Annotated in this window: 6 protein-coding genes and 1 pseudogene; 3 read left to right on the top strand and 4 right to left on the bottom strand. The window is 70.4% G+C overall.

Annotation, left to right across the window (positions count from 1 at the left end; translation table 11 throughout):
- Positions 1-26: 26 nt before the first annotated feature.
- The gene (locus KAK06_RS16720) at positions 27-761 is read right to left on the bottom strand and encodes a Crp/Fnr family transcriptional regulator (protein ID WP_210803275.1); all 735 of its coding nucleotides are present in this window, start codon (positions 759-761) and stop codon (positions 27-29) included.
- A gap of 427 nt (positions 762-1,188) precedes the next feature.
- Here KAK06_RS16720 and uvrA point away from each other — a divergent pair, with 427 nt between their 5' ends.
- Positions 1,189-4,077: an excinuclease ABC subunit UvrA gene (gene uvrA / locus KAK06_RS16725; RefSeq protein WP_210803276.1), complete on the top strand. Its 2,889-nt coding sequence runs from the start codon at positions 1,189-1,191 to the stop codon at positions 4,075-4,077.
- On the opposite strand, the gene KAK06_RS16730 is transcribed toward uvrA, so the two are convergent.
- Positions 4,078-5,112: a GGDEF domain-containing protein gene (locus tag KAK06_RS16730; protein WP_210803277.1), complete on the bottom strand. Its 1,035-nt coding sequence runs from the start codon at positions 5,110-5,112 to the stop codon at positions 4,078-4,080.
- Between the two features lie 222 nt (positions 5,113-5,334).
- Between KAK06_RS16730 and KAK06_RS16735 the strand changes: the two genes are divergently transcribed.
- On the top strand, positions 5,335-7,344 hold the full coding sequence (locus KAK06_RS16735) for an ATP-binding protein (protein ID WP_210803278.1): 2,010 nt from the start codon (positions 5,335-5,337) through the stop codon (positions 7,342-7,344).
- 82 nt (positions 7,345-7,426) lie between these two features.
- On the opposite strand, the gene KAK06_RS16740 is transcribed toward KAK06_RS16735, so the two are convergent.
- A complete protein-coding gene (locus KAK06_RS16740) occupies positions 7,427-7,852 on the bottom strand; it encodes an SWIB/MDM2 domain-containing protein (RefSeq protein ID WP_210803279.1) in 426 nt (141 codons plus the stop codon).
- A 286-nt stretch (positions 7,853-8,138) separates the two neighbouring features.
- On the opposite strand from KAK06_RS16740, the gene KAK06_RS16745 reads away from it, so the two are divergent.
- A complete protein-coding gene (locus KAK06_RS16745) occupies positions 8,139-8,492 on the top strand; it encodes a phage holin family protein (RefSeq protein ID WP_210803280.1) in 354 nt (117 codons plus the stop codon).
- Positions 8,493-8,495: 3 nt separating this feature from the next.
- On the opposite strand, the pseudogene KAK06_RS16750 reads toward KAK06_RS16745, so the two are convergent.
- Positions 8,496-8,864, bottom strand: a pseudogene (locus KAK06_RS16750) (M48 family metalloprotease); the annotation flags it as partial.

Below are 8,864 nucleotides of genomic sequence, written 5' to 3' on the forward strand. Positions count from 1 at the left end.
GATTGTGCGCCGCGGCGGTGACGGTCTCAGGACAGCGCGCTGTCCTCGCGCAGGGCCTTCAGCAGCGCGTCCATGTGAATCACGGCGTGGCGCTGGTCGGGGGCGTCGAGCACGCCCTCACGCTTGAGTTGCGAGATCAGGCGGCTGGCGGTCTCGATCGTCATGTCCAGCATGGCGCTCATCTCCAGGCGCGCCGGCAGCCAGACCTGGCCGCCGTCAGCGAATTCGCTGAGCTTGAGCAGCAGGCGCAGCATGCGGTGGCGCGCCGGGCCCGAGCACAGCTCGGTGAGCCACTCGTCGGCATCGTCCAGTGCGCGCTGCCAGCGCTTCATCAGGTCGACCAGGATCTCGGGGCGGTCGCGCGAGAGGTCGTCGACCAGGGTGCGCGGCACGCGGCAGACGCTGACCTCGGTGCAGGCCACGGCATCGGCGGCGTAGGTCTGGCCCAGCATGGCCTCCAGGCCCAGCATGTCGGAGCGGCCGGCCAGGCGCAGGATGCGGCGCTCGCCGCGCTCGCTGGTGCGCTCCAGGCGCACGATGCCCTCGCGCACGGTGTAGGCGGCGCTGCCCACGGCCTGGGCGGCGTACAGGCTCTGGCCGGGCTGCAGCTTGATGTCGGCGATGTGGACGTGGATGTTGTCCAGGGCCGCATGGTCCAGCACGCCGAACAGCGCGAAACGCCGCACACCACAATCGGCGCAGACCTGCGCCTGCGGGTTGAACAGCGCGTGCTTGAGCGGGATCACGTTGGCGGAGCTCATCCAGCCAGTATGCCGGGCTCAGCGCCTCCTGGGCGGCAGGCCCTGCTGTCCTGTCGGACAGCCCCATCGGGGGATATCGAGTTAGTGTTTACACACTTGCGCCGAGATGCTTGTCAGCGCTTTTGGTCGGCCTTTTGGGTGCGGGCGCGGGTGCGGCTGTCGCTGTGGCCCACCGAGGTCCAGAAGGGCTCGAACTTTTGCCCTTTGTCGGCGCCGGCATCAAAACGCCCCAACGGCGGCCGGGCAACCGGTTTGTGAGTGTGTGCTGACTTTTGCATCTGTGGGTCCTGTCTGACAGCGCTTGCGAGGCTGCCTTGGGGATGCAACGCGGCACGCCGCGCTCCGGATGACAAGCCGCCGCGCGCTCGGTCCACCGTGACCGCAGCGGGCGGGCGGACTATCATGACCGGTTGCCTTCGCCGCTGCCATGCCCGACCACGCCCCCGCCCCTGCCCGCGCCCTGATCTCGGTGCGCGGCGCCCGCACCCACAACCTGAAGAACGTCGACCTCGACCTGCCCAAGCACGCGTTGGTGGTGATCACCGGGCTGTCGGGCTCGGGCAAGTCCAGCCTGGCCTTCGACACCCTGTACGCCGAGGGCCAGCGCCGCTATGTGGAGAGCCTGTCGGCCTACGCGCGGCAGTTCCTGCAGCTGATGGACAAGCCCGATGTCGACGTGATCGAGGGCCTGTCGCCCGCCATCAGCATCGAGCAGAAGGCCACCAGCCACAACCCGCGCTCCACCGTGGGCACGGTGACCGAGATCCACGACTACCTGCGCCTGCTCTACGCCCGCGCCGGCACGCCCTTCTGCCCCGACCACGGCCTGGCGCTGCAGGCGCAGAGCGTGAGCCAGATGGTCGACGCGGTGCTGGCCCTGCCCGAGGGCACCCGGCTGATGGTGCTGGCGCCGGTGGTGCGCGACCGCAAGGGCGAGTTCGTCGAGCTGTTCCAGGACATGCAGGCCCAGGGCTATGTGCGCTTCCGGGTGAATGGCCAGGTGCTGGACGCGGCGGATGTGCCGGCGCTGAAGAAGAACGAGAAGCACGACATCGACGTCGTCATCGACCGGCTGAAGTCGGGCGAGGGCATGAAGCAGCGCCTGGCCGAGAGCTTCGAGGCCGCACTGCGCATTGCCGATGGGCGGGCGATCGGGCTGGAAATGGACTCCGGCCAGGAGCATCTGTTTTCATCCAAATACGGCTGCCCGGTGTGCAGCTACTCGTTGCCCGAGCTGGAGCCGCGGCTGTTCTCCTTCAACGCGCCGGCCGGCGCCTGCCCGCACTGCGACGGCCTGGGCGTGCAGACCGTATTCGACCCCGAGCGGGTGGTGGCGTTTCCGTCGCTGAGCCTGGGCTCGGGCGCGATCAAGGGCTGGGACCGCCGCAACGGCTACACCTTCTCGCTGCTGGAGAGCGTGGCCGCGCATTACCGGGCGGACATCGACCAGCCCTTCGAGGCCCTGCCCGAGGCGCTGCGCCAGGTCATCCTGTACGGCTCGGGCGAGGAAGAGATCAGCTTCACCTACGAGGCCGAGGGCAAGAACGGCAAGACGCGCAGCGTCAAGCGCTCGCACCCCTTTGAGGGCGTGATCCCGAACTTCGAGCGCCGCTACCGCGAGACCGATTCGGTCGCGGTGCGCGAGGACCTGGCGCGCTACCAGGCCGCCAAGCCCTGCACCCATTGCGGCGGCACGCGCCTGAAGCGCGAGGCGCGGCATGTCTTCCTGCCCGGCAGCGCCGCCGAGCGCGGCCGGCCGATCTACGAGGTCGAGCACCTGACGCTGTCCGAGGCGCTGCAGTGGTTCGGTGCGCTGCGCCTGGAGGGCGCCAAGGCCGAGATCGCCGACAAGGTGGTGCGCGAGATCCGCTCGCGGCTGAAGTTCCTCAACGACGTGGGCCTGAACTACCTGAGCCTGGACCGCAGCGCCGACACCCTCAGCGGCGGCGAGGCCCAGCGCATCCGCCTGGCCAGCCAGATCGGCTCGGGCCTGACCGGCGTGATGTATGTGCTGGACGAGCCCAGCATCGGATTGCACCAGCGCGACAACGAGCGCCTGATCGGCACCCTCAAGCACCTGCGCGACCTGGGCAACAGCGTGCTGGTGGTGGAACACGACGAGGACATGATCCGCGCCGCCGACTGGTGCGTGGACATCGGCCCCGGCGCCGGTGTGCATGGCGGGCGCATCATCGCCAGCGGCACGCCCGATCAGCTGGCCGCGCACCCCGACTCACTCACCGGCCGCTACCTGGGCCGGGTGCTGAAGATCGCCACACCGCGCCAGCGCCGGCCGCGCGACGAGCAGCTGCCAGTGCCGGCGCTGCGCGTGGTGAACGCGCGCGGCAACAACCTCCAGGGCGTGACGGTGGAGATCCCGGTGGGCCTGCTGACCTGCGTCACCGGCGTGTCGGGCTCGGGCAAGAGCACGCTGGTCAATGACACGCTCTACGCGGCGGTGGCGCGCAAGCTCTATGGCAGCCATGCCGAGCCCGAGGCGCACGACGCGATCGAGGGCCTGGAGGCCTTTGACAAGGTGATCAACGTCGACCAGAGCCCGATCGGCCGCACGCCGCGCTCCAACCCGGCCACCTACACCGGGCTGTTCACGCCGATCCGCGAACTGTTTGCCGAGGTGCCGGCGGCGCGCGAGCGCGGCTACGGCGCCGGGCGCTTCAGCTTCAATGTCAGCGGCGGGCGCTGCGAGGCCTGCCAGGGCGACGGCGTGATCAAGGTGGAGATGCACTTCCTGCCCGACGTGTACGTGCCCTGCGACATCTGCCACGGCCAGCGTTACAACCGCGAGACGCTGGAGATCCTCTACAAGGGCCGCCACATCGCTGGCGTGCTGGCGATGACGGTGGAGGAGGCGCACGGCTTCTTCAGCGCCGTGCCGGCGATTGCCCGCAAGCTGCAGACGCTGCTGGACGTGGGCCTGGGCTACATCACGCTGGGCCAGAGCGCCACCACGCTGAGCGGCGGCGAGGCGCAGCGGGTCAAACTGGCGCTGGAGCTGAGCAAGCGCGACACCGGCCGCACGCTCTACATCCTGGACGAGCCCACCACCGGCCTGCACTTTGCCGACATCGAGCTGCTGCTGAAGGTGCTGCACCAGCTGCGCGACGCCGGCAACACCATCGTCGTCATCGAGCACAACCTGGACGTGATCAAGACCGCCGACTGGCTGATCGACATGGGCCCCGAGGGCGGCGCCGGTGGCGGCACGGTGGTGGCCGAGGGCACGCCCGAGACCGTGGCCGCCACGCCGGCCAGCCACACCGGGCGCTTCCTGGCGCCGCTGCTGGCCGAGGGCTGATCAGCCGCCAGGCAGCTCGGTGACGCGGTCGCGCCCGCCCTGCTTGGACGCGTAGAGCGCCTGGTCGGCGCGCTCCACCAGCGCCTGCGCCGATTCACCAGCGCGCCAGCGGCTCAGGCCCACCGACAGCGTCACGCGCGCCAGCGTCTCGCCGCTGTCGTGGCGCTTGATGCGCGCGGCGCTGACGCGCTGACGCACCTGCTCGGCCAGCGCCAGCGCCTGCGGCTGGGTGGCGGCGGGCAGCAGCACCGCGAACTCCTCGCCGCCGATGCGGGCCACCGTGGCCTCGGGCGGCGCCAGCGCGCGCACCAATTGCGCCACGGCGCGCAGCACCTGGTCGCCAAAGCCGTGGCCCCAGGTGTCGTTGACCTGCTTGAAGTGGTCGATGTCCAGCGCCAGCAGCCAGATGTCCGGCGCGGGGTCGACGGGAATCGACAGGCACTGGTCCAGCGCCTCGTCGAAGCCGCGGCGGTTGGCCAGGCCGGTCAGCGGGTCCACCACGGCGTCGCGGCGGGCGCGGTGGACCTCGTCGCGCAGCTGGTCGATCTCGCGCTGGTTGGCCGCCAGGCGGTCCTGCAGCGACTGCAGGGCCTGGCGCATCTGCTGGGTGTCGGCCATGACGGCGCTGACGGCGTCGCCAGCGCGGTCGGATTCGGTGGACAGGGCCTGGCTGAGCCGCGCCAGCGAATCGCCGTAGCGCGCGGTGGAGTCGCCAGCGGCCTGCGCGGTGTCGGCCATGCCGGCCAGCAGGTGTTGCATGCCGTCGGCCACGCGGCGCGCGGCCTCGGCGTCGAAGCCGGCCACGAAGCGCTGGTACAGCGCCAGCGTGGTGGCCTCGTCCAGGCGGCCGTCACGGGCCAGGGCCTCATCGACCGCCGCGCGCAGCGCCGGGTCGCGCTGAGCCACATAGCCGTACCAGACCGCGTAGCTGACGGGGTGCAAAGCGGCGGCCTGGCGCGACATCAAGGGCAGGGCCTTGCGCAGCCACTCGGCACTCAGCTCGATGCTCTCGGTGTAGTGGTTCAACGTCGGCACTCCCAACATGGTGCGGCGTTTTGACGTGGGCTGATTGTCGTCGGCCCGGCCGCGGTCTGGCAGCGTAGAAGCAGACACAAGATTCCCGTTTTTCTGCAAAATACTCCAGTTCGGCGTCTGAGGCACACCACACGATGGATGCTCACGCGCCACCGGGCGGCCCAACACGCTGCCGACACGCCAACAAGGCCGGCTGCCATGCAGCGCCGGCAGGAGAGGGAGATGCAGTCTGACCCCGCGCAGGCATGGACACCGGCCGCCGAATCCGAACGGCTCAAGGTGCTGCGCATGCTGGACCTGCTGGACGGTCAACCCGTCTCCACCCTGGATGCGCTGGTGCAGGCCGCCCGTGCCGCCACCGGTCGGCGCATGGCGCTGGTCAGTTTGGTCGATGACCAGGCCGCCCACCATGTCTCGCGTGATGGTCTGGACACGCTGAGCACCCCCAAGGCCCTGGCCTTTTGCAGCCTGGCCATCCGCAGCGACGACTTTTTCGAGGTCTCCGACCTGCGCACCGACACACGCTTCGCCCAGCATCCACTGGTCGACACCGCCCAGGGCCTGCGCCACTACGCTGCCGCCCAGCTGCGGGTGGACGGCCATGCGCTGGGCACGCTGTGCGTGCTCGACCACGAGCCCGGCCCGCTGCCGGTGCAGGCGCGCGCCACGCTGATGTGCCTGGCCGATGCCGCCGCGCAGTGGCTGGACCTGCAGCACCGCCACCGCCTGCTTGAGAGCCAGGCCGAGCGCCTGGTCGATCTGGTGCGCGCCGCTGGCGACTGGGCCTGGGAGAGCGACGAGCAGGACCGCCTGATCTGGCTGGACGGCGACCTGCTGCGCATCACCGGCATCGACCCGGCCGAGCTGCTGGGCCGCCCGATGCGCGCCGAGCCGCTGGTCGATGGCGGCGGCCAGGAGCTGGCCCAGGGCGGCCACCTGCTGCAGGTACTGGAGCGTCGGCAGCCCTTCTCGCGCGTGGTCAGCGCCATGGACTGTCCGCGCGGGCGACTGCTGGTGTCGCGCAGCGCGCAGCCGGTGTTCGACCTGCAGGGGCGGTTTCGGGGCTACCGCGGCTCGGCGCGCGACATCACCGGCCGCGTCGAGCGCGACAAGCTCTGGCGCGACCGCGTGGCCCTGGAGGCGGTGCACCGCAGCCGCAGCGCCTTTTTGTCGCGGGTCAGCCATGAGCTGCGCACGCCGCTCAACGCCATCCTCGGCTTCACCCAGCTGATGGCGATGGACGCCCAGCATCCGCTGGCACCACCGCAGGCGCAGCGCCTGGACGGCGTGCGCCGCGCTGGCCAGCACCTGCTGGAGCTGGTCGACGACGTGCTGGAGGTGGTGCGCCTGGGCCAGGGCGGGCGCCAGCTGGCCTCGGTGCCACTGGCGCTGGCGCCGCTGGCCGAGCGGGCCACGCAGCCGTTGCGCGAGATGGCCCAGACGGCGCAGGTGTCGGTGCAGGTCGACATCGATGCCGCGCTGCAGGTGCAGGGCGACGAGACCGCGATCGGCCAGGTCCTGGGTCACCTGCTGTCCAACGCGATCAAGTACAACCGCGCCGGCGGCCGGGTCCGCCTGGCGGCCAGCCGCCAGGGCGCCTGGGTGCGCCTGACGGTGGAGGACACCGGCATGGGCCTGGAGCCGGCCGAGCTGCAGCAGCTGTTCCAGCCCTTCCAGCGCGCGGGCGCCGAGCGGCGGCGCGTGCCGGGCAGCGGCCTGGGCCTGGTGCTGGTGCGCGAGCTGGTGGGCGCGATGCGCGGCCAGGTCGATGCCACCAGCACGGCGGGCGTGGGCAGTTGCTTCACCGTCGAGCTGCCGGCGCCCGAAGGGGCGGCGTCGCCGCTGGCGCAGGCCCAGCCGGCGCGGCGCGTGCTGTATATCGAGGACGAGCCGCTGAACGTGCTGCTGATGCAGGAGGTGTTCAAGGCCCGGCCCGAGTGGGCGCTGCGCGTGGCACGCGACGGCGAGGAAGGCCTGGCGCTGGCCCAGTCCTGGCAGCCCGATCTGGCCTTGATCGACATGAACCTGCCCGACATCAACGGTCTGGAGGTGCTGCGCCGCCTGCGCGCCGATGAACGCACGCGCACGCTGCGCTGCGTGGCGCTGTCGGCCGACGCGATGAGCGAGCAGGTGCAGGCCGCGCGATCGGCCGGCTTTGACGACTACTGGACCAAGCCGATCGACCTGAACCACCTGCTCGACGCCGTGGGCCGGGCGATCGACGGCGCCTGAGCACGGCACCGTCCGGGCATGAAAAAGCCGGCCCATGGCCGGCTGGGTGCTGACAGGCGGCCAGGCCGCCGTCGGGCATCGATCAGCTCAGGTGGCTGTTGATCAGCTTGGTCATCTCGAACATCGAGACCTGGGCCTTCTTGAAGATTTCCTTCAGCTTGGCGTCGGCGTTGATCATGGTCTTCTGGACCTTGTCCTGCAGACCGTTCTTCTTGATGTACTCCCAGACCTTCTTGGTCACTTCGGTGCGCGGCAGGGCCTTGTCGCCGATCACGGCGGCCAGGTGGGCGCTGGGGGTCATCGCCTTCATGAAGGCGGCGTTGGGCGTGCGCTTCTTGGCCGGAGCGGCCTTCTTCGCGGGAGCGGCCTTCTTGGCCGGCGCCGCCTTCTTGGCCGGAGCGGCCTTCTTCGCCGGAGCGGCCTTCTTGGCGGGGGCCGCCTTCTTGGCCGGAGCGGCCTTTTTCGCCGGAGCGGCCTTCTTGGCCGGAGCCTTCTTCGCAGTTGCCATGTCGATTCTCTCCATCAAGTGAACTGTTGATGTGCCGGGACCGGGCGAGGGTCGCGTGAACCCAAGTTCTCAACGGCACCGCAGCGGGGCCAATGGTACTGCGCGGATACCCGGCTGAGAAGCTGTTTTCCCTCGTAAAACAGCCCAGGAAAGGCCCCGCGGCCTCTTTTTTGTCTCCTCGACACGTCAGGCCGGCAGGGCCTTATACCGTCACTGGTATGTTGGGATGCGGTCCAGGCCTCAGAATCGACAGCGTCGCTCTGCTTGCTTCACCGCACGACGTTCCATGAAACTCATCGTCCGATGGCTGCTGCTGGCAGCCGCCCTGCTGCTGGTGGCCCACCTGTATTCCGGCGTCAGCGTGGCCGGCTTCGGCGCCGCCCTGATCGCCGCCGGCGTGCTGGGCCTGCTCAACACGCTGGTGCGGCCGCTGCTGGTGCTGCTGACGCTGCCGGTGACGCTGCTCACGCTGGGCCTGTTCCTGTTCGTGATCAATGCGCTGATGTTCTGGTCGGCCGCGTCCTTGCTGGACGGCTTCGCGGTGACCGGCTTCGCGGCAGCGCTGATCGGCTCGGTGATCTACAGCCTGTGCGGCGTGATCATCGACATCGCGGTGGAGCGCCTGTTCCAGCGCGAGTGAGGCTCAGCCCGGATCGGGGACGCGCTCGCCGTGCTGCTCGATCCACAGCCGGCGGCGCTCGGCCTCGGCTTCGCGCAGGCGCGACTCGATGATGGCGGCGTCCTGGTAGCCCTGCGCGCCGGTGCCGCGCGCCGCCTGCTGGGCGGCGCGGAAGCGGTCGACGGCGCCGGTGACATCGCCACGCGCCCAGCGCGCCTCGGCCAGCGCGCCCAGGGCACGCACCTGCTGGCCCAGCGGCTGTGCCGAGGCCGCCAGCGCGTCCCAGGCGGGCGCGTCGCGGCGGTGCTCGGCCACCCAGGCCTGCAGCGCCTCGGTGGCGGCGCGCAGGCCGGTGTCGGCACCGGGCTCGCCCAGGCGGGCCAGGGTCTGCGC

The sequence above is a fragment of the Ideonella aquatica genome, from assembly GCF_018069755.1.
GTDB lineage: Bacteria > Pseudomonadota > Gammaproteobacteria > Burkholderiales > Burkholderiaceae_C > Ideonella > Ideonella aquatica.

Coding starts and splice junctions, on each gene's coding strand:
- KAK06_RS16745 (WP_210803280.1), top strand. CDS start 8,139: ATGAAACTCATCGTCCGATGGCTGCTGCTGGCAGCCGCCCTGCTGCTG.
- uvrA (WP_210803276.1), top strand. CDS start 1,189: ATGCCCGACCACGCCCCCGCCCCTGCCCGCGCCCTGATCTCGGTGCGC.
- KAK06_RS16720 (WP_210803275.1), bottom strand. CDS start 761: ATGAGCTCCGCCAACGTGATCCCGCTCAAGCACGCGCTGTTCAACCCG.
- KAK06_RS16740 (WP_210803279.1), bottom strand. CDS start 7,852: ATGGCAACTGCGAAGAAGGCTCCGGCCAAGAAGGCCGCTCCGGCGAAA.
- KAK06_RS16735 (WP_210803278.1), top strand. CDS start 5,335: ATGCAGTCTGACCCCGCGCAGGCATGGACACCGGCCGCCGAATCCGAA.